A 22,267-nucleotide genomic window follows, 5' to 3' on the forward strand; every position below is an offset into this window, starting at 1 on the left:
AAGGGATTCCGTTTAGACCGGACCTGCTTTTTTCAACGCAGACTTTCGAGGCGCTTGAGCGCCTCGGAAAAACCTTCCGCCTGAAGCTGAAAAGAAACCGTGCGGCCTTGCAGATCAGGGGCCTCGACTGTCAGGGTCTTGCCGGCCTTCAGCGCCGAAACAAGCTCGACAAAGGGCGTGAAGGTAACGATGCAGCCCACCGGCAGGCAGGTGCTGACCTGCACTTCCTGCAACCGCACATTTCCCGATTTCACCGAAAACAGCTTTGTGACGGCAAGCCCGAAAGGCATGACGAAGGTGCCTGAGAGCTTGTCCTGCCTGGCGACATCATCAAGCCGGAATTCGGCGGAGACGACCAGCTTGCGCGTCTTTTCCTCAAGCTGAACCTGCGCGATGGCGCAAAGCGATTTTGCGCCTTCCGCCGCCGCGGTATTCGGGTCGCCACCCTCTTTCTTCGCCGGCGCCGCGCAGGCAATCTGCCAGCTTCCGTAAACCTCGTGCAGTGATACGGCAGCCTTCGCCGCCTCTTGCGCCCGCGCGACACCTGCCGCCGCACCCGCGGACAGGAGAACGGCGAAAACCACTGTCCACAATCTGTTTTGACCACGCTTCATCAGAAACGAACCCCCAATTCGGCAGAGGCCGTTTGATCCAGCAAATCCGCTCCAAAGACTGCGCCATAACGGAATGTCAGGGTAGCGGAGGGATTGAGATCGTAGCGAAGCCCCAGATTGAGCAATGCGACGTCGCGCGACGTCGCGGTGCTTGCGACTGTAAAAGCACTGCCGCCCACATAAAACAACGCACTTTCCATGCTTGAATCACCATAGGCATGGCGCCAGCCTATATCGAACATTGCCTGCCCAAACGTGCCCTCAAACGCAATGTCGCGGCTGATGCGTGTGCCAAGCGTCGTATAGAGTTGATCACGGCTGGCGGATCCGGAAGAAACCGCGGCGATGCCACCCTTCTCGCTAAATGCATCCGTTCGCGTGTTCACGTAGCTGATATTGGCGTAGGGCTCGATCCGGGTGATATCGAGATCGAAACGCCAGGCGGCTTCAGCAAAGACCTGGGTGGTGGAGGCATCATAGCTGGCGGTGAGGTTTTCCTTCAGCGTCGAAAAGGAAATCGCCCGACGGGTTTCGACATCCTGGAACGCGTGGATCGCACCGAGCCGCAGGGAGGCGGGGCCGATGGCCCCTCCCGCATAGGCGGACACATAATAGCTGTCCATATCCGCCGAAGCCGACAGGGATTTCTGCTCGATAGCGTCGCGGCCGTAACCCGCAGCGACACCGGCGCGCCAGCCCTCACCCCAGTCGCCATCAAGGCCGAAAAGAACGCCCCCGCCCTTCATGTCCGCCGACGCGCCGTTGCCGTCGCGATCGATGCGACCACGAGACCCGAAGCCATTGGACCAGAAGGTGAGGCCTTCATCGATATTCAGCGGGTCGGATGCAGCTGCCACGCCCGCGTCGGGCAGGATAGGACGCCCATCAACACCGCCGAAGGCGCTGCGCAGCCTGCCGAGAATGACATCGCGGGTCAACTGGCTGCGGTTTATCAAGGCCATGGCCAGCGACGGATGCAGTTCACCAGCAAGCTGCGAAAATGCCGATTGCGTCTCGTCAAGCTGGAGATAGAAGGCCGCGTCGTAAAGCGCCGATCCCTCACCCGCAGCCTCGACCGCATTGGCAGCGGAACGCGCATTTACCGTCGACGTTGATGCGGCGAAGGATCCCGGCCCAAAAGATTGACGCTTCATCAGGAGATAGACTGTATTGTTGTCGGTGCTTTTCGTGACAGCGGTCTTCAGATAGTCAAGATTTCCGACCACGTCGGAAAATGCCCCGGTTACACCGCCTGTTGCCGTCAAGATCAGATATTTCGCACCGAAAGCAAAATTCAGGCTTCCTGTTGAAGGGGTAATGACAAGATTGACGTCATTGGCAATGGTCACCGTTCCGGTCACCGCGAGCCTGTCCGAATTGCCGAAGCTGTCAATTTCAACCGCATAGGTCGAAGCATCCGCAAATGTGACATTGCCCATGGAGGTCAGCGTGCCGATAGAATTGCCAGGCGCGAACGTGCCGCCCGAACGAACTGTCGCGCCGCCAATTGTGCCGGACCCGCCGAGCGTCGCGCCGTCAGCCACGGAAATCACACTTGCAAGCGAGCCGTTGACACTGAGCTTGCCGGAGGAAACCTCGGTCGTTCCGGTATAGCTGCTGTCGCCCGTCAAAATCAGATTACCGTTGCCGGTTTTTTCCAGCGAGCCGGAACCGCTGATGGCATTCGAAAGCGTACCCGCGCCATCCACCACCAGCGATGCATTGTTGGCGATCCCGCCCGAGCCGAAACTGGTGGCAGTTCCCTTCAGCGTGCCGGCTGAAATCGTTGTGCCGCCGGAATAGCTGTTATTGCCGCTGAGTGTGGTGATGCCGTTTTCCGCGTCAATGCGCCCGGCGCCCGAGATATTCGCGGAAAGCTCGTAATTGCTTTCCGAATGGTTCAGAACGATGCTGCCATTGCCGGAACCAAAGGCAATCGCCTCAGCCTCCAACTCTCCAGCCGAACGCGCCATCTGCCCCGTGGCGGCGCCGATATTCAGCACACCGGTAGAGCCGCCGGACGATGCTATGAAAATGGTTGCCGCGGCAAGAGAAGCGCCGCCTGTAACCTCCACAACGCCGGCGCCGCTGCCGCCAATGACGAGGGTGGTGGCGACTTCCACTTTTGAGCCCGCCCCACTGACCTGCAAGGTGCCGTCAGAACCTGCCTCCGTCCCGAGGAAAAGCCGATTGGCCTCCAGGGAGGCCCCACCCTGCACTGTCACGTAGCCGGAGCCATAGCGGCCGATGGTCATGGAACCTGAAGAGGCAAGACTATTCTCGACTTCGACCGCAACATTCGAGCCGGTCCCATCGATCGCCAATTTGCCGGAGGAGCCGGCAAGCTCACCCAAGGTCACCTGCTTTGCCTGAATGCCTCCACCGGCGTCGACCGCGACCTCTCCTTGAGCGTCGTTCTGATACCCGATCACAAGTGCATTGGCGATCGTCCACTTCGACCCGCCACCGGCAACGGTCACGGAAGATCGCGAACCGGAAAGCGTCGCGACATATCCGGTATTGCTGCTGACCGAGCCACTGGCAGCGATCTGCAACGAAGCTTGACCGGCACTACCGACATAGAGATCTCCTGAATTGCGCAAGGCGCTTCCGGAACCGGAAATGCTGATGGAGCCGGAGCCGCCGGCATTCACGCCAAGAACCGTATCGGTCGATCCTACGAGCCCGCCGCCGGTCACCGTCACCGAGCCGGTCCCGTCAACGCCCACGTCGAGATTTCCGCTTCCAACCGTCCATACAGAGCCAGCACCATCCACGGTGACATCGCCCGTCGCACCCGCAGAATTGCCGAGACGTGCTGACACACTTTCCATCTTGCCGCCCGTCGTGACATTCAGCGTACCGCGGCAGATGCCTCCCGCGGTATTCGCCGCAGCATCGCCACCAATCTGCAAGTTGCCGGTGGTCCATCGTGTGTCACCACCGGTCACCTCGACCATCCCTGACGAATGGCGGCCAATGATCACGGTGCCGCTGGTTACGATCGCCGCCGTACCGACGGACATGGTTGCACCACCCTCATTGCCGACGATGAGGGTGCCCTGGGTTTCCAGCCGCGAACCGGCGCCATCTATGCTAAGCCCGCCCGACGACAGATTGCCGATGACGGTGTTGGCCTTGCTCGTGACCGCTCCACCGGCGGTGATTGTAAGGGTGCCAATACCGGCCCCGCCAACGACCATGTCTTGAGACGCCGTCAGGCTGCTGCGTGCTCCCTCCACGGCCACGGTACCGATCGAGCCGGCTCCGTTACCGACGACCAGCCCGCCGGTTTCAAAAACACTCGCGCCCAACACCTCCAGCGACCCGAAACCGTAATTTCCGACAAAAAAAGTGCCTGAATTCTCAAAACGGGACGAGTTGTCCAGCTTGACCGTGCCGTATCCCGTGCCATCCTTGCCTACATAAATATGTCCGGATGAGGTGGCCGAGCTTCCACTGAGATAGAGTTCACCGATGCCACTTCCACCTACGGATATATGGCTGGTATTCGTCCATGTTCCCCCGGAAAAATTCAGCTTCCCGGTCGCGCCAACAGCTTCGCCGAAGCTGCCGTAGACTGTCGACAAATAACCATTGACGGACATCGTTCCCTCAGAGTTGATCCCGAGGGAAAGGCCATAGATGTCGGTGCTTGTTCCAGCTGCAATTGTCGGACCCACAGAATTAATGTTGGCTGTATCGTTTGTTCCGGGGACACGTAAATATCCATACCAATTGGAGGCGGAGAACCAGTCGCCCGTTGGAGACCCGAGCCAGAGGATGGTTTCCGCTGCGGCGGACGACGTTAGCGCGGCGGAAAATATGAGAGCAAAGAGGCTCGTCGAGCCGGCTGAAGAGCTCAGGGAAACGGCCATTGCCTTCACGCCGGACTTGTGCGGATTTTTCCCTTCAGAAACACGACAGAACCAACCGGACATTCAAGCTCCTCTACCGGCATTGTTCCGCCCCGTCCTGATCCGGCGAATCACGCTTCAAGACAATTCAATTAGCTCACTCTGGAAGATTATTGTAAGTATAAACAGCATAAAAAGCACATTAACCGGACGCATAAATATAAAACAGAGCGCGACAGGCGCGCTCTGCGAGATAAATGAAAAGATTGTTCGAATAGCAGGATTTTCATCGATGGCCGGAGGGGAAATCCGGCCATATTCTGCTACTGCCTGGAAAACCGGCCGAAGGTACCGCCTGAAAAACACAGGGGTTCGCCATCGCGATGGGCTGCGCGCAGCACTTCGCCGACGATGATGGTATGGTCACCCGCATCATGGGCGGCCGCCTGCCGGCATTCGAAACGGGCGAGCGTGCCGGGAATGACCGGAACGCCTTCGTCATTCATTTCCCAGTCCAGATCGTCAAAGGCGCGGCCGTTGCGGGTGAAGCGGGCGCTCAGCACGTCCTGATCGGCGCTCAGCACATGGATGGCGAAATGAGTGGCACCGCTGAAGGCCGAATAGCGGGACGAACTTTTTGCTGGCGACCACAGCACCAGCGGCGGATCGAGCGACACCGACGCGAAGCTGTTGACCGTCATGCCGATCGGCCCTTCGGGCGTCGTTGCCGTCACCACGGTGACGCCGGTGGTGAAAGCGCCGAGCGCATTGCGAAAGCTGCGGCTGTTTTCGCCGCCGGGAACAAATACATTCTCATTGGGCATTTTGATCGCTTCTGCGACTGTCATCACGGCACCTCGCTTCCGGTTGCAAGTGTGTAGAGCTCAAACCAGGTCTGGCGGTCGATCGTGACGCTGAGAGCATCAGCCGCCGTTTTAATGCGCTGAATGTTATTCGTGCCGAGCACCGGCACGATCTTTGCGGGATGCCGCAGCAGCCAGGCGATGGCGACGGCGGTGGCATCGACGCCCTGCTCCTTGCCAATGCGCTGCAGGGCAGCCATCGTTCCACCATGCGCACCGGAGAATAGCGCGCCGCCGCCAAGCGGGGACCATGCCATTGGCGAAACGCGCTTTTCCTGCAGAAAGGCCAGATCACCATTGGTGAAGCTATCGGTGGCAAGAAGGCTCATTTCGATCTGGTTCGTCACGAGCCTGCTGCTCATGGCCGATTGCAGCAGCGAGAAATCCCACGGGCGAAAATTGGAAACGCCCACGGCCTTGACCTTGCCCGACGCCACCAGCGCATCGAGCGCCTTGCCGGTTTCTTCCGCGTCGATCAGCGGATCGGGCCGGTGAATGAGCAGCAGATCGACATGATCCGTGCCCATGTCACGCAGGGATGCTTCGACCGAAGCATTGATATGGCCAGCCGTCGTATCGTAATGCTTGACGCGGGCGGCGGCGTGACGTCCAGCCGGCGCCACGATGCCGCATTTGGTGACGATTTCGATCTTGTCGCGCAGTCCGGGCGCAGCCTTCAGGCCCGCGCCGAGAATGGCTTCCGCCGTGTATCCGCCGTAGATATCGGCCTGATCCATGGTGGTGATGCCCTGCGCCAGGCAGGCTTCGATCTTTGCCTGCACATGGGCGGGCGAGGTGTCCGCATCGTCGCCGATGCGCCACATGCCGTAAACGATGCGGCTGAGTTCCAGGTTTTCAGAAAGAGCGATACGTTCCATCAGTGGCGTTCCCCGTTGCCGAGCGGCGTGGCAGGTGTTTCAGAAGGCACCCGGCCGTAAGCATGCGGCAGGGAGCAGGTTTTCATCTGCGGCAGAACCTTGGTGCCGAAGTGCTCCGCCTCATCGAGATGCGGATAACCGGAAAGAATGAAGGCACGAATGCCCATCTTCTGGTACTCCTCCAGCGCCGACAGGACCTTGTCGGTCGAACCGACCAGCGCCGCGCCACAGCCCGACCGTGCCCGGCCGATGCCGGTCCACAGGTTGGGTTCGACATAACCGAACTTGTCGGCCAGTTCGCGGGCACGCGCCTGATGCGACACACCGAGCGAACCGCTGTCATGCGCGCGGTTGCGGATGAGTTGCCCATATTCGTCATCGAGCTTCGAGACAAGATGCTCGGCATATTCCCGTGCTTCCTGTTCGGTATCGCGCACCACCATATGGACACGCAGACCGTAATCCAGCGTGCGGCCATGGGCGGCTGCACGCTCATTGGCGGCGCGCATGCGGTCTGCCAGCTGGTCCTTCGTTTCGGGCCACATCAGATAGACGTCGCATTGCGCGCCGCAAAGCTCCAGCGCATCCGGCGAATAGCCGCCGAAATAAAGCAGCGGACCGCCATTCTGCTGATAAGGCCGCGCCGGCTCGGTCGAAACACCCTTGAACTGGTAGATTTCACCGTCATGGTCGATGGTGTCGCGCGTCCAGGCCTGGCGCAGGATCTCCACGACCTCATGGCTGCGCTTGTAGCGAAACGCGCTGTCGGCCACTTCTCCGGGAAAATCGGAACTGATGACGTTGAGCGTCAGGCGACCCTTCAGCATGTGATCGAGCGTGGCGACCGTGCGCGCCAGCATGATCGGCTGCATCTCGCCGCAGCGGATCGCGGCAAGGAAATTGATGCGGTCGCTGATCGGCGCGCAGCCGGCGACGAAACTCAGCGTATCCTGCCCGACCTGGTAGGAAGAGGGGCAGAGGATATTGCGGAAACCGAGTTCTTCAGCCTTTTTGACGATGTCGGAGCAATGGTCGAAACTGGAGCGCAGGCTACCGTCAGGCACGCCGAGATAGGCGTAATCATCGGAACACAAAGCGGAAAACCAGGAGACCTCGGCAGCATCGAGATCAGCGGATGTTACGGGTACGACGGTCATTCAATTCCTCCTCAAAGCCGCTCTCGTTTTTCTTGCATAACATCAAGAAATATGTAAATCAATGATGTATCAATTTTTGTTTCGGGGAGGAAACGGCATCATGAAACACACTGGCGGCAGCCTGCCCATGTATCTGCAGATCGCCGAAATGCTGGTGCGCGACGTGGCGGCGGGTCGACTGATAGACGGCGAGAAACTCGCGCCCGAGCGCGATATGGCAGCCGATCTCGGCATTGCCGTCGGCACGCTTCGCAAATCGCTCGCGGAGTTGCAGGAGCGCGGCCTCCTTGAGCGCGTGCAGGGATCAGGCAATTACATTCGCGCCGTCAGCGACCCGCAAAGCGTCTATGCCTTCTTTCGCCTCGAGATGATCGAGGGCGGCGGCCTGCCGACGGCGGAGGTTCTGGATGTCGCGCGCCTTGCCAAGCCATCCACCCTGCCCGCCTTCGGCACATCGGCGGAAGGACATCGCATCCGCCGCCTCCGGCGCATTGCCGGAAAGCCGGCGGCTATCGAGGAAATCTGGCTGGACGGCTCCTATGTCGACACGATCGCCATCGAGAACATGTCGGAATCTCTCTATCTTTACTATCGCACACGCCTCAACCTCTGGATCTCCAAGGCAGAGGACCGGATCGATCTGGGCGAAGTCCCCGAATGGGCGCCTGCGCCCTTTGGCCAGAAACCGGGCACGCCCGTACCCCGCGTGCTGCGGTTGAGCCAGGCGCAGGATGGCGCCGTTGCCGAAGTCTCATGGACATGGCTTGACCACACGGTCGCAAGATACGTTTCTCGCATACGTTGAGTTTGCGAGAAATACGCGTGATCCACGCCGATGGGGAAATTTGACGGCAGACAAGGAAGCAGCAGCCTGTCGCGCACCGGATTTTGCGGATATATTTCTTTAAATCAAAGACTTAATAGTTTTTGATTTCTGTCAGAAATAAAATTGATACACTATTGATTTCCTTTTTATGAAAGGTAATATCACGGAATTAGGGAGACAGGCGTTGAGCCATCCCACGGTATCGCCGGACAATCGAGACAGATTTTTCAAATATGCGGTGCGTGGAACTTGAAGGTTGATGCCGGCTTTTGCGTCCATCCGGATTTTGGACGCGCCGGTCGTGAGGAGGAAAATATGGCTTCGGTCAGCCTGCGCAAGCTGGACAAGAGTTACGGTGCCCTGCGCATCGTCAAGGGCATCGACCTTGAAATCAACGATGGTGAATTCGTGGTTTTCGTCGGCCCTTCCGGCTGCGGCAAATCCACGACGCTGCGCATGGTCGCAGGGCTTGAAAGCATCAGCGGCGGCGAGGTCATGATCGGCGACCGCGTCGTCAACAAGCTGCCGCCGCGCGAACGCGACATCGCCATGGTGTTTCAGGACTATGCACTTTATCCGCACAAGACGGTGCGCGAGAACATGGGCTTCAGCCTGAAGGTGCGCGGCGTCAGCGCATCGCAGGCCAATGCCAGCATCGACGAGGCGGCAAGGATGCTCGGTATCGAGCATCTTCTGGACCGCCGCCCCGGCCAGCTTTCCGGCGGCCAGCGCCAGCGCGTGGCCATGGGCCGCGCCATCGTGCGCCGCCCGCAGGTGTTCCTGTTCGACGAACCTCTTTCCAACCTCGACGCCAAGCTGCGCGGCCAGGTGCGCACGGAAATCAAGCGCCTGCACCAGCAGCTCGGCACCACGATCATCTACGTCACCCACGATCAGGTGGAGGCCATGACGCTGGCTGACCGCATCGTCATCCTGCGCGGCGGCGACATCGAGCAGGTCGGCACGCCTGATGAGGTTTATAACCGACCGGAAAGCGTGTTCGTCGGCGGTTTCGTCGGCGCTCCCGCCATGAATTTCGCCCGCGCCAGGGTCACCGGCGACCGGCTTGCCTTTGCCGACGGCAATTCCCTGCCGATGGCGGCCATCCGGCCTTCCCGCGAAGCGGCGCTCGATGGACGGGAGGTCATCGTCGGCATTCGCCCGGAACATTTTGGCCCGGCCGAGGGCTTCGATACGCAGCTTGCCGTCAAGGTGCAGGTGGTGGAGCCGCTCGGCTCCGATACGCTGGTGCATTTCAGCCTTGGCGATGCGGCGCTCACCGCAAGAATGCCGCCGCAGCTCCGACCCGCACCGAACGAGGAGCTGAAGATCGGCGTCGATCCGTCCAAGGTCCATCTTTTCGACGCTGCGACGGAGCGCTCCATTCACTGACCGGCCAGGGCCGCAACCGGCCCGGCCAAAGATTTATATAACGGGAGGAAAACATGAAATTTAAAGCCATCACGGGAGCAGCGCTCTGCGCGACCATGCTCACCTTTTCGGGACAGGCCTTCGCCGACGCCGAACTCAAAGTCTTCGTTTCCAGCCAGCACCAGCCCGATGTCTGGCGCAAGGCGCTCGATCAATATGAGGCGAAGACGCCCGGCGTGAAAGTGGTGATCGAGACCGGCGGCAATACGTCCGAAATGCAGGCGCAATATCTCAACACCGTGATGTCGGCCAAGGATTCCAGCCTCGACGTGCTGATGCTCGACGTCATCCGCCCGGCGCAATTCGCCACTGCCGGCTGGACCAGCGACTTCTCCGGCAAGGACATGTCGGCCTATCTGCCGACCTATGCCGAAGCCAACACCGTGGACGGCAAGATCGTGGCATTGCCGGCCTTCGCCGATTCCATGTTCCTTTATTACCGCAAGGATCTGCTGGACAAATACGGCATCCAGCCGCCGACCACCTGGGACGAGCTGAAGGAAGCCTCCAAGAAAGTGATGGAAGGCGAAAAGAACCCTGAACTTCAAGGTCTCTCCTTCCAGGGCAAGGCAATCGAAGGCGCCGTCTGCACCTTCCTGCTACCCTACTGGAGCGAAGGCAAGTCGCTGGTCGAAAATGGCAAGCTGAACTTCGACAATCAGGCGGCCGTGGATTCGCTGAAGCTCTGGAAGAGCTTCGTCGACGAAGGCATTTCCAAGAAGAATATTTCCGAAGTCGCGACCGACGACACCCGCAAGGAATTCCAGGCGGGCAAGGTTCTCTTCGCCGTCAACTGGTCTTACGCTTGGACCCATTTCCAGGGCAAGGAATCGCAGGTCAACGACAAGGTCGGCGTCGCCCGCCTGCCGGCCGTCAAGGGCGGTGAGCAGACGACCTGCCTCGGCGGCTGGGAATTCGGCGTGTCCGCCTATTCCAAGCAGCAGGATGAAGCAAAGAAGCTGGTGGAATATCTCTCCAGTCAGGATGTGTCGAAATTCATGGCCATCAACGCCACGCTGCTGCCCACCTATGCCTCGCTCTACAAGGATGCCGATGTCACCAAGGCGATCCCGTGGTTTGCGGATGCCCTTCCCGTCGTTGAAACGGCAAAGGCCCGCCCCGTCACGCCGCGTTACAACGAGGTCAGCGAAACCATCCGCACCACCGTCAACGGCGTGCTTGCGGGTGTGATGACGCCGGAGGACGGCGCAAAGCAGATGGAAAGCCGTCTGCGGCGCGTGCTGCGCTAAGCTTCAGGGCCGGGGAGCGGCATGCCTGCCATGCCCTTTCCGGCCGCTTTGATCGAACCAGTGAAAACCGCGCAAGCGGTGCGATAAACGGGCCGGGTCTTAACCGGTCCGATCGGGAGACGATGACGTGAATCCAGTTGCGGGAGTGGCAGACGTGGCAATGCCGGAAAGAACGATGGTCAGGGTGGACGAGAAGAAGCTGCCGCGCTGGACGCGGTGGCTCGATCTCGGCGACCGGTCGCTTGCCGTGCTTTTGCTGGCGCCTGCGGCCATTCTTCTCTCGCTCATCATCGTCTATCCGGTAGCGCGGCTCGTTTATACCTCGTTTTTCAGCCTTTCACTGACCTCCGGCCTGCCGGCGGAATTCATCGGCTTTGAAAACTACACGGCAATGCTCGATGACCCGATTTTCTGGGAAACGACCTGGAACACGGTGCTGATAACGCTGATCACCGTGCCGGGCGCGCTGTTCATGGGGCTCGGGCTGGCACTGCTCGCCAACCTGCCCTTTTCCATGCAATGGCCGATGCGCCTGTCGCTGCTCATTCCCTGGGCGCTGCCGCTGTCCTTTGCCGGCCTCATCTTCGCATGGTTCTTCCACTACGAATATGGCGTGGTCAACGACGTGCTGAACCGGCTGGGTTTTGAAGGCATCATCTGGTTCAACTCGCCGAACTGGGCCTTTGCAGCCATCTGCCTGACCATCATCTGGAAGACCTCCTCCTTCATGGCGCTGATGATCCTTGCCGGCCTCCAGACCATTCCACGCTCGCTTTATGAGGCCGCGGATGTGGATGGCGCCGGCAAGCTCAGGCAATTCTTCGAGATCACGCTGCCGCTGCTCAAGCCCTCGATCGTCGTTGCCCTCATCTTCCGCACGATCACGGCGCTGCAGACCTTTGATATTCCGTACATGATGACCGGCGGCGGCCCCGGCACATCCACCACGACGCTTGCCATGTATATTCACCAGAACACCGTTTCCTTCCTCGATCTCGGTTACGGTTCGGCGCTGGCGGTCATGATGTTTGCGCTCTCCATGTGCGTCACCGCCGTTTATCTCCGCATTATCCGGACGAAGGACTGATCCCATGAGCACCGTTGCGACCTCCTCCGGCCTGTCCTCCTTCTTTTCCGGCAAGCCGCTGCGCTTCATTGCGGCCTCCATATTGCTGGTCAATGGGCTGTTTCCGGCAATCTGGATTCTGTTCACCTCGCTGAAAACCGAAGCGGAACTGACGGTCAAACCGATCACATGGTTTCCGCATGCACCGACGCTTGCCAATTACATGCAGGCTTTTTCCGACCAGCCGCTGCATCTGTTTCTCTTCAACAGCTTCATGGTGGCGCTTCTTTCAACCGCACTCACCATCCTGATTTCGGTGCTGGCGGCTTACGCGCTGGCGCGGCTTGACCTCAAATACCGGGCGCTGATCCTCTCGCTCATCATCGCCGTTTCCACATTCCCGCTGGTGACGCTGCTGGTGCCGCTGTTCGAAATCATGCGCGCGCTCAACCTGCTCAATAGCTGGACGGCGCTGATCCTCCCTTACACCGTGCTCTCCCTGCCGGTCTGCACGCTGATGCTGGTGTCATTCTTCGAAAGCATCCCGCGCGATCTGGAAAACGCCGCCATGATCGATGGCTGCACCCGCATCGGCGCGCTGTTCAAGGTGGTGGTGCCGCTCTGCGCACCGGGCGTCTTCACCGCCGGCATTCTTGCCTTCGTGAACGCCTGGGACGAATTCCTGCTGGCGCTTTCCTTCAATTCCAATCCAGCACTGCGCACGCTGCCTGTCGGCATTCAGCTTTATCAGGGCGAGTTCGCTTTCCCCTGGCCCGTCATCTCGGCAGCACTGGTGGTCGGCATCGTGCCGGTCGCCATCCTGATCGTCATCTTTCAGGAACGCGTTGTCTCCGGCCTCACCGCCGGCGGTCTCAAGGGCTAAACAGGTATAATCATGTCATTCGAAAAGACCAGCAACGGCTTCACGCTTGCAATCGGCGGCCGCATCATCCTTTCCCATTCGCCTGAGAACCCGGCCATCTTTGCCGGCTTCGGCAAGGAGCGGATGGAGATGTATCGCGGCAATTTCGATATCGAAGACTATGTCATCGAACGAACCGCGCTGCGCCATGCCGAAGTCAGCGGCGATAGCGTCACGTTTTCCTCCGCACCCGGACAGGCCCCACGCCTTCGCCTTACACTGAACGGCAATGCCATTCAGTTCACGGCGCTGGATGAGACCATAAACCGCCTGTGGCTGCGGGTCGTCGCGGAAACGGATGAGCATGTCTGGGGCGGCGGCGAACAAATGTCCTATTTCGACATGCGCGGCCGGCGTTTCCCGCTCTGGACGTCGGAGCCCGGCGTCGGCCGCGACAAGACAACGGAAATCACCTTCAAGTCGGATGTCAGCGGCAAGGCGGGTGGTGACTATTACAACACCAACTACCCGCAGCCGACCTATCTCTCCTCGCGCAAATATGCGCTGCATGTGGAAACAACGGCCTATTCGGTCTTCGATTTCCGCAATGCCGATTTCCACGAAATCGAGATCTGGACGATCCCGGAGCGTATCGAATTCTTCGCGGGCGATCATTTCACCGATATCGTTTCCGCCCTCTCGCTGCGGTTCGGTCGCCAGCCGGAACTGCCGGAATGGGTCTATAATGGCGCGATCATCGGGTTAAAGGACGGCGTCAACTCCTTTGCCCGGCTGGAAAAAATCCGCGCCGCCGGAACGAAGGTCTCAGGCCTGTGGTGCGAGGACTGGGTGGGGCTTCGCCAGACATCCTTCGGCGCGCGTCTCTTCTGGGACTGGCAGGCCAATGACACCCGCTATCCGCATCTTCGCCAGAAGATAGCCGAGCTTGCCGATCAGGACGTCCGCTTTCTGGGTTACGTGAACCCCTATCTCTGCGTCGACGGACCGCTTTTCCCCGTGGCCGAAGCGGCCGGTTATTTCGCCACCGGCGCGGACGGCAAGACGGCGCTGGTGGATTTCGGCGAATTCGATTGCGGCGTGGTCGATTTTACCAATCCAGCCGCAGCCGAATGGTTTGCCGAGGAGATCATCGGCCGGAACATGCTGGATTTCGGCCTTTCCGGCTGGATGGCCGATTTCGGCGAATATCTGCCGATCGACATCACGCTGTCGAACGGCGTCGACGCCAAGCTGATGCACAATGCCTGGCCCACACTCTGGGCCGAGGTCAATGCGAAGGGCGTCGAAAGCCGCGGCAAGACTGGCGAGGCGCTGTTCTTCATGCGGGCAGGCTTCACCGGCGTGCAGGCTCATTGCCCGCTCATCTGGGGTGGCGACCAGTCGGTCGATTTCTCCCGTCACGACGGCCTCGTCACCGTCATCTGCGGCGCGCTCTCTTCCGGCCTCATGGGCAACGCCTATCACCATTCCGACATTGGCGGATATACCAGCCTGTTCGGCAATGTCAGAACAGCGGAACTCATCATGCGCTGGGCGGAAATGGCCGCCTTCACCCCCGTCATGCGCACCCATGAGGGCAACCGCCCGCGCGACAACCTCCAGATCGACCAGGACGACGCGGTTCTTTCCCATTTCGCCCGCATGACGACCCTCTACACCGCACTCGCCCCTACCTGAAATCGCTTTCCGCCGAAGCGGCCACGACCGGACTGCCTGTGCAGCGCCCGCTTTTCCTGCATTACGAAGATGACCGGCAGACCTACACCCTCCAGGACTGCTATCTCTACGGAGCCGATATGCTGGTCGCACCCGTCTGGAAAGCCGGAGAAGAGCAGCGCACGCTCTATCTTCCCGGCAACGGGGAATGGGTGCATTTGTGGAGCGGCGAGCATCATCCCGGCGGACGCGAGGCGACCGTCGAAGCGCCGCTTGGCCAACCGGCTGTCTTCTATCGCGCCGATAGCAGCCATCGTCAGCTATTTGAACAGCTTCGCAGCATCTGAGCCGTTGACAGCCAGCTAAAAAAGCGACAGTTTCCGACCCATTCCGAGGGGAGCACCGAACGGTGCTGAGACGGCGATGAGCCGGACCCTTGAACCTGATCCGGGTCATGCCGGCGTAGGAACGGAAACTGTCGCGCTTTCAAGGTGCTGCCCTTTCTCTTCTCCGCTTTTCCCGGATCTCCGTGATTGTCACATCTGGAGACCGAATGATGATGCTGAAACCTCCCGTCCTTCGCACATGGTGCGGTTGCGTCTGAGGTCCGGCCCATGCGTCCCTCCCATGCGCTGAACGGCGTCCTGCTTCTGCTCATTCTGTGGCAGACAGGGACATGGCTGTTTGCGCCGCCGCGCTATATCCTGCCCTCGCCTGCCGATGTCGCCGCCGCTTTCCTGCGCCAGCCGGGTTTTCTGTTCGGACAGGCCATGGTGACGTTTGGCGAAATGGCCGTCGGGCTTTTCGCCGGTGTCACGGCCGGCATTCTCGTTGCCTTCACGATTGCCGCCATCCCGCGTCTTGGCCGCCTCGTCTGGCCCATGGTTCTGGTGTTGCAGGCTTTTCCGGTTTTCGTGCTGGCCCCAATCCTCGTCCTCTGGTTCGGCTTCGGCATGGCCTCGAAAGTGGTCATGACAGGGATCATCATTTTCTTTCCCGTCGCCTCCTCTTTCACCGATGGTCTCAACCGCACCGACCGTGCGATCCTCGACGCCGCCTCGCTGACGGAGGCGAGCCACTGGCAGATCCTCACCCGGCTGCGTGTGCCGCTGGCACTCCCCTCGCTCATTTCCGGTCTGAGGGTCGCAGCACCGCTCGCCCCGCTTGGCGCCGTCATCGGCGAATGGGTGGGCGCCTCGGCCGGGCTCGGTTTCGTCATGATCCAGTCCAATGCCCGCATGCAGACCGACACCATGTTCGCCGCCATGGCCATTCTCGCCGTCATGGCGGTGCTGCTGCGGCTTGCCGTCGACCGGGCGACAGCCAATCTGGCCCCTTGGGCCAAAGAGACAGAACACCTCATTCCTTTCAAATATTTGCGGAGACTTTCAGCACCATGAAGCGAACTCTTCTTTCCCTCGTCGTCGCGGCAGCAAGCGTGCTTTCCCCCATGCAATCGCAGGCGGCCGACAAGCTGACCGTGTTGCTGGAATGGTTCGTGAACCCGGACCACGCGCCGATGGTGATCGCCAAGGAACGCGGGCTCTTTGCCGATGCGGGGCTGGAGGTCGAACTGGTTCCGCCGGCAGACCCATCCGCCGTGCCGCGTCTGGTCTCGGCAAAACAGGCCGATATCGGCGTCCACTACCAGCCTAATCTCTATCTCGACCACGATGCCGGGCTGCCGCTCGTCCGTTTCGGTACGCTGGTGGAAACGCCGCTCAACACCGTCACCGTTCTGGCCGATGGGCCGATCAAAAGCCTGAAGGACCTGAAGGGAAAGAAAATCGGCTTTTCCGTTTCCGGTTTTGAAGATGCCATGCTGAAGCGCATGCTGGAGAAGGACGGCCTGACGAAAGACGATGTGGAACTCGTCAACGTCAATTTTTCGCTCTCGCCTTCCCTGATCGCCGGCAAGGTGGACGCCACGCTTGGCGGCTTCCGCAATTTCGAACTGACGCAGATGAAGCTTGAGGGGCACGAGGGCCGCTCCTTCTTCCCAGAGGAACATGGCGTGCCTGCCTATGACGAGCTGATCTTTGTCACCCATCGCGATCTTGCGAAGGACACCCGCCTGCCGCGTTTCCTCTCCGCCGTGGAACAGGCCGCGATCTTCATCACCAACCATCCGCAGGAATCCTGGCAGCTTTTCATCAAGGCCTATCCGAACCTTGACGATGCGCTGAACAAGCAGGCGTTTTTCGACACGTTGCCCCGTTTCGCCAAGCGTCCCGCCGCACTCGATCGCACCCGCTACACCCGCTTCGGCGAATTCATGCGGGACATGCAGCTGATCAAGCAGGCGCCGGCGGCGGACGACATCGCCGTGGAGCTGCAGTGACCATGGCAGACAGTTTTCCGACAGCGGCAAAGGCCGCCGAGATCCTCGGAAGGGTGAGGCAAGCGCGCCCGCGCGTGCATTGCCTGATGAACACCGTCGTGCAGAAATTCACCGCCGACGGCATCACCGTCGTCGGCGGCATTCCATCGATGACCACTTCGCTTGAGGAAATCGAGAGTTTCGTCGCCAAGGCGGATGCGCTTACCGTCAATCTCGGCACGCTGGATGCGGAACGGCGCAGGGTTATCCGGCTTGCGATCGAGATCGCCAATGCATCGGCAAAACCCTGGATCGTCGACCCCGTGCATTGCGACTATTCGCCGTCGCGGCTGGAATTCGCACGCGAACTGATCGCGCTTTCACCCACCATCGTGCGCGGCAACCGCGCGGAGATGAGCCTGATTGGCGACGTACCGGATGCGGTGCGGATCGAGACCGGGCCGGTCGATCATCTGCGCGATGCCACCCGGAGCGTCAGCATCGTCAACGGCCACCCGTGGATGGCGAAGGTGACGGGCACCGGTTGCCTCTCTGGCGGCGTCATCGCTGCCTTCATGGCGGTGGAAAAGGACGCGCTGACAGCCGCGGCCGCTGCACTCGCCGTCACCGGCGTTTCCGCCGAAATCGCCGCCGTCAACGCAAAGGGTCCCGGCACATTCGAACCGGCGTTTCTGGATGCGCTTTCCGAAGTTTCCAGTGAGGAGATAACAAGACATGCAAGGATCGAGCATGAACAAGGTTGATTACCGCCTGAATGCGCTGGTCGATGCGAGCCTCGGCGATGTCGCGCCCCTGGCCGAGCTTGCTCTGGCGGCCGCGCTCAACGGCGCAACCATCCTGCAATATCGTGACAAGCATGGCTCGACTCGTGAAATGATCGAGAACGCGCGGGCCATCCACGAGGCTATCGCCGGCACCGGCGTGCCGCTCGTCATCAACGACCGGGTGGATGTGGCGCTCGCGTCCGGTGCGGACGGGGTGCATCTTGGCGCAGACGACATGGACGCCGAAACCGCCAGACGTATTCTCGGCGAAAAGGCAATCATCGGCCTTACCGTCAAGAACCGGGCAGATGCCGAACGGGCTGCCTCCATGCCCGCGGACTACGCCTGCATCGGTGGCGTGTTCGAGACGGTTTCCAAGGTCAATCCGGACAAGCCGGTCGGTATCGATGGTTTCACGCTGCTGCGCGGCCTTTTGCGTGAGTGGCGGCCGGAAATGCCGGTGGGCGCCATTGCCGGCATCGATCTTGCCCGTGTGCCACCCGTCGTCACCGCCGGTGCGGATGGCGTCGCGGTCATTTCCGCCATCTTCCGCGCCGGCGATATTGCCAGCGCAACCAAGGACTTCCGCGCGGCAGTCGACACGGCGCTGAAAGCGAGACAGCCATGACAGCCATTGCATTGACCATTGCCGGTTCCGACAGCGGTGGCGGCGCGGGTATCCAGGCCGACATCAAGACCTTCTCGGCGCTCGGCGCCTATGCCGCCAGCGTCATCACCGCCATCACCGCCCAGAACACCAGGGGCGTGACGGCGGTGGAGGATATTTCCGTCGCAAGCATCGTCGCGCAGATGGATGCGGTTTTTTCCGATCTTGCCGTCAATGCAGTGAAGATCGGCATGGTATCGCGGATCGAAACCATCGCCGCCATCGCGGCGCGGCTTCGGCAGCAGACCCAACCGGTGGTGCTCGATCCGGTCATGGTGGCAACATCAGGCGACCGGCTGCTGCATGAGGACGCCATCGAGACGTTGCGTCGCGACCTCCTGCCGCTCGCCGCCATCGTCACGCCGAACCTGCCAGAGGCAGCGTTGCTGACAGGCACGCCGCTGGCAACCACGCAGAGCGAAATCACCCGTCAGGCAGAAAAGATCCTGACGGCGGGCGCGAAAGCCGTGCTCATCAAGGGCGGCCATGGCGATGGGCCTGAGAGTACGGATTATCTGTTCGCAGGCGGCACGATGCAGGCGCTTTCCGCGCCACGGGTGGACACGAAAAACGACCACGGCACCGGCTGCACGCTGGCGGCGGCGATTACCGCCTATCTCTCCATGGGCTATGAGTTGGCGGAAGCGGTGGGGCTGGCGAAGGACTACCTGAATGGTGCGCTTGACGCTGGCCGTGGGCTTGCCGTTGGTCAGGGGCGAGGGCCGGTGCATCATTTTTATAAGTGGTGGGGGTGACATCGAGACACGGAGTGTGGGGCTTACCCCCTCTGTCCTGCCGGACATCTCCCCCTCAAGGGGGAGATCGGATGGGGCAGTCGCTCGGTCCCTTTTATCGTCGGTGTTAGGGTCTCGTCCGCTGACTGAAATGCGCGGAGCGGGCCACTTGTCGATCTCCCCCCCTTGAGGGGAGATGTCCGGCAGGACAGAGGGGGGTAAGCCCCACACTCCACGCTACCGCGCCTTCGGCGTCGCCAGCACATTCCGGATCGCAAAACTCGAATGAATCCGCGAAACACCCGGCAGCTTCGATAAAATCTCCTTGTGAATACGCTCGAAATCCCCCGCACTTTCCGCTTCACAACGCAGGAAATAATCCGATCCGCCTGTCATCAGGTAACATTCGCGGATTTCCGGATAACGCCGCACCGCGTTTTCAAAACGGTTGAGAAAATCCTCCGTCTGGCGATCGAGCGTGATCTGCACGATGACCGAGATCACCTCGCCGCCCGCAAGGCCGCTGGTGAGCGCCGTATAACCCCTGATGATACCTTCCCGCTCCAGAATATCGACCCGGCGAAGGCAGGCGGAGGCCGAAAGGCCGACCTCTGCGGCGAGTTTCGCATTGCTGATGCGGGCATTGAGCCTGAGCAGGCGGATAATATGGCGGTCGGTCGCATCGAGTGACGACATAGAAAATTCCAATACGGCAAGGAAAGTTGCGTAGAGTGGAATTTTATCGCATGTTATTCGAACAATAGCCAAGAAATTCGATAATCGTTGCAATACTCTCATATGATAAAAATGAGGGTGAACGACCATGGACATGCAGATCAGCCGCCAGCAGGCAGCCGGTGGTGCAAGCGGCCATCTGACTATCGATCTCGGCGCATTGCGCGACAATTACCTGACCCTTGCGGCCATGGCCCCCACGGCTCAGACGGCAGCGGTCGTCAAGGCCGACGCATACGGCCTCGGTGCCGATATCGTCTCACAGACCCTGTTCGATGCAGGTTGCCGCAATTTCTTCGTTGCACACATTGATGAAGCGCTGGCGCTCCGGCTGCGTCTTTCAGCAGAAGCGCGGATTTTCGTCCTCAACGGGCTTCAGCCCGGCAACGAGACCTCCTGCGCCGCCATGGCCGTCACTCCGGTTCTGAATTCACTGGAACAGATCGCACAATGGGCGGCCCATGCCAAAAAGCTCGGCAAGCCACTGCCCGCCGCGGTGCAGATCGATACTGGCATGTGCCGTCTCGGCCTCTCTCCCGAAGAGCTTGGAGTCCTCGCCTCCGGGCCGCAGCTGCTGGAGGGTATCGACATTGCCTTTGTGATGAGCCACCTCGCCTGCGCTGATGAGCCGGATCACCTCTCCAATGCTGCGCAGCTTTCCGTGATGCGAAAAGCCGCTGTCGCCTTTCCTGATGCCCCTGTCTGCTTTTCCAATTCCGGCGGCATCTTTCTCGGCAATGATTACCACAACCACCTGCTGCGCCCCGGAATCGCGCTTTATGGCGGCGCGCCCTCCATTGCCCGTCCCAACCCGATGAAGCCGGTCGTCCGTCTGGATCTCGCCGTCGTCCAGACCCGCACGGTTCCCGCAGGTTCGCTGGTCGGTTACGGCGGTTCCTTCGAAACAGCCGGCCCGACGCGCCTTGCGGCGATCGCCGCCGGTTACGCTGACGGGCTGCCGCGTTCGCTCAGCAATCGCGGCGCGGCGTGGTATAACGGCGTACGCCTGCCGATTGCGGGACGCGTTTCGATGGACAGCATCATTCTCGACATATCCGCCCTGCCCGAGGGAACATTGACCCAGGGCAGTCTCGTGCAGATGATCGGGTCCGAGCAGACGCTGGAAGACATTGCCGACGATGCGGGCACGATCGCCTATGAAATCCTGACCGGGCTCGGACGCCGTTACCGCCGCACCTATATTCAGCCGGGCGAAACCCCGGCAGTCGCTTCAACATCTGTCAGCCATAAGTGAGACGATCATGAACGTCACTATCCTCGGAGCCGGCGTCGTCGGCGTGACATCCGCCTGGTATCTGGCCAAAGCCGGACACAAGGTCACGGTGATCGACCGCCAGCCGGCTGCAGCACTGGAAACCAGCTTTGCCAATGCGGGCGAAGTTTCCCCCGGCTATTCCTCACCGTGGGCCGCACCAGGCATCCCGATGAAGGCGATGAAATGGCTGTTCATGAAACATGCGCCGCTGATTATTCGCCCAACGGCCGATCCGGCGGCGTGGCGCTGGATGAGCCAGATGCTGCGTAACTGCACATCGGCGCGTTATGCCATCAACAAGAGCCGCATGGTGCGTGTGGCCGAGTATAGTCGCGATTGCCTGATGGCGCTGCGCGAAGAGACCGGCATAGAATACGACCAGCGCATGCAGGGCACTCTGGAGGTATTCCGCACACAGAAGCAGTTCGATGCCATCGGCAAGGACGTGGACGTGCTGACGGCGGGCGGCGTGCCCTTTGAAATTCTCGACCGCGACGGCTGCGCCGCCATCGAACCCGGCCTTTCCCCTTCGAAGGAAAAGATTGTCGGCGGCCTGCGCCTGCCCGGCGACGAGACCGGCGACTGCTTCATGTTCACCACCGAACTTGCGCGTATGGCCGAAGAGGCGGGCGTTACCTTCCTTTACGATACCGGCATCATGCGCCCCGTCGTCGAGGCAGGACGCGTCAAGGCGGTGGAGACCACCCGTGGGCTGGTGGAGGCCGATATTTTCGTGGCGGCACTGGGCAGCTATTCGCCGCAGTTCGTGCGCCAGCTTGGCCTTACCCTGCCGGTTTACCCGGTCAAGGGTTACTCCATCACAGTTCCGATCGTGAAAGAGGAGCGCGCACCCGTTTCCACGGTCATGGACGAGACGTTCAAGGTTGCGATCACCCGGCTCGGCTCACGCATTCGCGCCGGCGGCATGGCCGAGATCGCTGGTTTCAGCAAGGATTTGCCGGCCGCTCGCCAGGAAACGCTGGCCCATTCGGTCGAAGACCTGTTCGGCGGCGCGGGTGACCAGACCCAGGCGAAATTCTGGTGCGGTCTGCGTCCCATGACGCCGGATGGCACGCCTGTGATCGGCGCCACCCGCTACAGCAATCTTTATCTCAACACCGGCCACGGCACGCTTGGCTGGACCATGTCCTGCGGCTCGGCCCGTGTGCTTGCAGATCTCATCAGCGGGAACAAGCCGGAGATCGACACGCACGATCTGGCTCTTAGCCGTTACGCGGCTTAGTCCGAAGGACAAATTTCCGTCACCCT

The 22,267-nt window shown here is 60.5% G+C and carries 18 protein-coding genes, 1 pseudogene and 1 riboswitch; of the genes and pseudogenes, 13 read left to right on the forward strand and 6 right to left on the reverse strand.

The genetic code is table 11. From position 1 onward, the window contains the following. Window positions 1-32: 32 nt before the first annotated feature. The 5 genes from G3A56_RS18110 to G3A56_RS18130 all read right to left on the reverse strand — a co-directional run bounded on the left by G3A56_RS18110 (window position 33) and on the right by G3A56_RS18130 (window position 7,369). Entirely contained in the window at window positions 33-614 is a 582-nt protein-coding gene (locus tag G3A56_RS18110) for an invasion associated locus B family protein (protein WP_082185773.1), read from the reverse strand. Continuing rightward, the gene (locus tag G3A56_RS18115) at window positions 614-4,555 is read right to left on the reverse strand and encodes an autotransporter domain-containing protein (protein ID WP_082185772.1); all 3,942 of its coding nucleotides are present in this window, start codon (window positions 4,553-4,555) and stop codon (window positions 614-616) included. The genes G3A56_RS18110 and G3A56_RS18115 overlap by 1 nt, the downstream gene beginning before the upstream one ends. A 239-nt stretch (window positions 4,556-4,794) precedes the next feature. Beyond that, complete coding sequence (smoA, locus tag G3A56_RS18120) at window positions 4,795-5,319, reverse strand: NADH-dependent FMN reductase SmoA (RefSeq protein WP_082185771.1); 525 nt, start codon at window positions 5,317-5,319, stop codon at window positions 4,795-4,797. Next, complete coding sequence (locus G3A56_RS18125) at window positions 5,319-6,212, reverse strand: aldo/keto reductase (protein WP_003500752.1); 894 nt, start codon at window positions 6,210-6,212, stop codon at window positions 5,319-5,321. The genes smoA and G3A56_RS18125 overlap by 1 nt, the downstream gene beginning before the upstream one ends. Beyond that, window positions 6,212-7,369, reverse strand: a complete 1,158-nt coding sequence (locus G3A56_RS18130) for an LLM class flavin-dependent oxidoreductase (RefSeq protein WP_003500750.1) — start codon at window positions 7,367-7,369, stop codon at window positions 6,212-6,214. Before G3A56_RS18130 ends, G3A56_RS18125 begins: the two co-directional genes overlap by 1 nt. A gap of 100 nt (window positions 7,370-7,469) precedes the next feature. Here G3A56_RS18130 and G3A56_RS18135 point away from each other — a divergent pair, with 100 nt between their 5' ends. The 11 genes and pseudogenes from G3A56_RS18135 to thiD all read left to right on the forward strand — a co-directional run bounded on the left by G3A56_RS18135 (window position 7,470) and on the right by thiD (window position 19,008). Next, a complete protein-coding gene (locus G3A56_RS18135; protein WP_082185770.1) occupies window positions 7,470-8,174 on the forward strand; it encodes a GntR family transcriptional regulator in 705 nt (234 codons plus the stop codon). A 336-nt stretch (window positions 8,175-8,510) separates the two neighbouring features. Further along, a complete protein-coding gene (locus G3A56_RS18140) occupies window positions 8,511-9,587 on the forward strand; it encodes an ABC transporter ATP-binding protein (protein WP_035243610.1) in 1,077 nt (358 codons plus the stop codon). Between the two features lie 53 nt (window positions 9,588-9,640). Next, entirely contained in the window at window positions 9,641-10,876 is a 1,236-nt protein-coding gene (locus G3A56_RS18145) for an ABC transporter substrate-binding protein (protein ID WP_003500742.1), read from the forward strand. A 175-nt stretch (window positions 10,877-11,051) separates the two neighbouring features. Next, window positions 11,052-11,963 (forward strand): carbohydrate ABC transporter permease, encoded by a 912-nt coding sequence (locus G3A56_RS18150; protein WP_035243565.1) that lies wholly within the window; start codon window positions 11,052-11,054, stop codon window positions 11,961-11,963. A gap of 4 nt (window positions 11,964-11,967) precedes the next feature. Further along, on the forward strand, window positions 11,968-12,825 hold the full coding sequence (locus tag G3A56_RS18155; RefSeq protein ID WP_003500737.1) for a carbohydrate ABC transporter permease: 858 nt from the start codon (window positions 11,968-11,970) through the stop codon (window positions 12,823-12,825). A 12-nt stretch (window positions 12,826-12,837) separates the two neighbouring features. Further along, window positions 12,838-14,828, forward strand: a pseudogene (locus G3A56_RS18160) (alpha-glucosidase). A gap of 36 nt (window positions 14,829-14,864) precedes the next feature. After that, window positions 14,865-14,967: riboswitch (TPP riboswitch) on the forward strand. Window positions 14,968-15,095: 128 nt separating this feature from the next. Beyond that, window positions 15,096-15,881 (forward strand): ABC transporter permease, encoded by a 786-nt coding sequence (locus tag G3A56_RS18165; protein ID WP_082185768.1) that lies wholly within the window; start codon window positions 15,096-15,098, stop codon window positions 15,879-15,881. Further along, complete coding sequence (locus G3A56_RS18170; protein WP_164056765.1) at window positions 15,878-16,822, forward strand: ABC transporter substrate-binding protein; 945 nt, start codon at window positions 15,878-15,880, stop codon at window positions 16,820-16,822. Before G3A56_RS18165 ends, G3A56_RS18170 begins: the two co-directional genes overlap by 4 nt. A gap of 2 nt (window positions 16,823-16,824) precedes the next feature. Then, window positions 16,825-17,565: a hydroxyethylthiazole kinase gene (locus G3A56_RS18175; RefSeq protein ID WP_082185767.1), complete on the forward strand. Its 741-nt coding sequence runs from the start codon at window positions 16,825-16,827 to the stop codon at window positions 17,563-17,565. Beyond that, window positions 17,552-18,214, forward strand: coding sequence for a thiamine phosphate synthase (thiE, locus tag G3A56_RS18180; protein WP_003500729.1), 663 nt, complete (start codon window positions 17,552-17,554; stop codon window positions 18,212-18,214). Before G3A56_RS18175 ends, thiE begins: the two co-directional genes overlap by 14 nt. Beyond that, window positions 18,211-19,008, forward strand: a complete 798-nt coding sequence (thiD, locus tag G3A56_RS18185; protein WP_082185766.1) for a bifunctional hydroxymethylpyrimidine kinase/phosphomethylpyrimidine kinase — start codon at window positions 18,211-18,213, stop codon at window positions 19,006-19,008. Before thiE ends, thiD begins: the two co-directional genes overlap by 4 nt. Window positions 19,009-19,224: 216 nt before the next feature. Here thiD and G3A56_RS18190 read toward each other — a convergent pair whose 3' ends face one another. Beyond that, window positions 19,225-19,683, reverse strand: coding sequence for an Lrp/AsnC family transcriptional regulator (locus tag G3A56_RS18190; RefSeq protein ID WP_003500727.1), 459 nt, complete (start codon window positions 19,681-19,683; stop codon window positions 19,225-19,227). A 127-nt stretch (window positions 19,684-19,810) separates the two neighbouring features. On the opposite strand from G3A56_RS18190, the gene alr reads away from it, so the two are divergent. Together alr and G3A56_RS18200 are read left to right on the forward strand one after the other, a co-directional pair. Then, complete coding sequence (gene alr, locus G3A56_RS18195; RefSeq protein WP_082185765.1) at window positions 19,811-20,977, forward strand: alanine racemase; 1,167 nt, start codon at window positions 19,811-19,813, stop codon at window positions 20,975-20,977. A 7-nt stretch (window positions 20,978-20,984) separates the two neighbouring features. Beyond that, on the forward strand, window positions 20,985-22,241 hold the full coding sequence (locus tag G3A56_RS18200) for a D-amino acid dehydrogenase (protein WP_082185764.1): 1,257 nt from the start codon (window positions 20,985-20,987) through the stop codon (window positions 22,239-22,241). Window positions 22,242-22,267 lie beyond the last annotated feature (26 nt).

This window comes from Rhizobium oryzihabitans, assembly GCF_010669145.1.
In the GTDB taxonomy this organism is placed as follows: domain Bacteria; phylum Pseudomonadota; class Alphaproteobacteria; order Rhizobiales; family Rhizobiaceae; genus Agrobacterium; species Agrobacterium oryzihabitans.

Excerpts from the sequence above, each read along its gene's own strand:
- G3A56_RS18110 (WP_082185773.1), bottom strand. The coding sequence starts at position 614 with ATGAAGCGTGGTCAAAACAGATTGTGGACAGTGGTTTTCGCCGTTCTC.
- G3A56_RS18115 (WP_082185772.1), bottom strand. The coding sequence starts at position 4,555 with ATGTCCGGTTGGTTCTGTCGTGTTTCTGAAGGGAAAAATCCGCACAAG.
- smoA (WP_082185771.1), bottom strand. The coding sequence starts at position 5,319 with ATGACAGTCGCAGAAGCGATCAAAATGCCCAATGAGAATGTATTTGTT.
- G3A56_RS18125 (WP_003500752.1), bottom strand. The coding sequence starts at position 6,212 with ATGGAACGTATCGCTCTTTCTGAAAACCTGGAACTCAGCCGCATCGTT.
- G3A56_RS18130 (WP_003500750.1), bottom strand. The coding sequence starts at position 7,369 with ATGACCGTCGTACCCGTAACATCCGCTGATCTCGATGCTGCCGAGGTC.
- G3A56_RS18135 (WP_082185770.1), top strand. The coding sequence starts at position 7,470 with ATGAAACACACTGGCGGCAGCCTGCCCATGTATCTGCAGATCGCCGAA.
- G3A56_RS18140 (WP_035243610.1), top strand. The coding sequence starts at position 8,511 with ATGGCTTCGGTCAGCCTGCGCAAGCTGGACAAGAGTTACGGTGCCCTG.
- G3A56_RS18145 (WP_003500742.1), top strand. The coding sequence starts at position 9,641 with ATGAAATTTAAAGCCATCACGGGAGCAGCGCTCTGCGCGACCATGCTC.
- G3A56_RS18150 (WP_035243565.1), top strand. The coding sequence starts at position 11,052 with ATGGTCAGGGTGGACGAGAAGAAGCTGCCGCGCTGGACGCGGTGGCTC.
- G3A56_RS18155 (WP_003500737.1), top strand. The coding sequence starts at position 11,968 with ATGAGCACCGTTGCGACCTCCTCCGGCCTGTCCTCCTTCTTTTCCGGC.
- G3A56_RS18165 (WP_082185768.1), top strand. The coding sequence starts at position 15,096 with ATGCGTCCCTCCCATGCGCTGAACGGCGTCCTGCTTCTGCTCATTCTG.
- G3A56_RS18170 (WP_164056765.1), top strand. The coding sequence starts at position 15,878 with ATGAAGCGAACTCTTCTTTCCCTCGTCGTCGCGGCAGCAAGCGTGCTT.
- G3A56_RS18175 (WP_082185767.1), top strand. The coding sequence starts at position 16,825 with ATGGCAGACAGTTTTCCGACAGCGGCAAAGGCCGCCGAGATCCTCGGA.
- thiE (WP_003500729.1), top strand. The coding sequence starts at position 17,552 with ATGAACAAGGTTGATTACCGCCTGAATGCGCTGGTCGATGCGAGCCTC.
- thiD (WP_082185766.1), top strand. The coding sequence starts at position 18,211 with ATGACAGCCATTGCATTGACCATTGCCGGTTCCGACAGCGGTGGCGGC.
- G3A56_RS18190 (WP_003500727.1), bottom strand. The coding sequence starts at position 19,683 with ATGTCGTCACTCGATGCGACCGACCGCCATATTATCCGCCTGCTCAGG.
- alr (WP_082185765.1), top strand. The coding sequence starts at position 19,811 with ATGGACATGCAGATCAGCCGCCAGCAGGCAGCCGGTGGTGCAAGCGGC.
- G3A56_RS18200 (WP_082185764.1), top strand. The coding sequence starts at position 20,985 with ATGAACGTCACTATCCTCGGAGCCGGCGTCGTCGGCGTGACATCCGCC.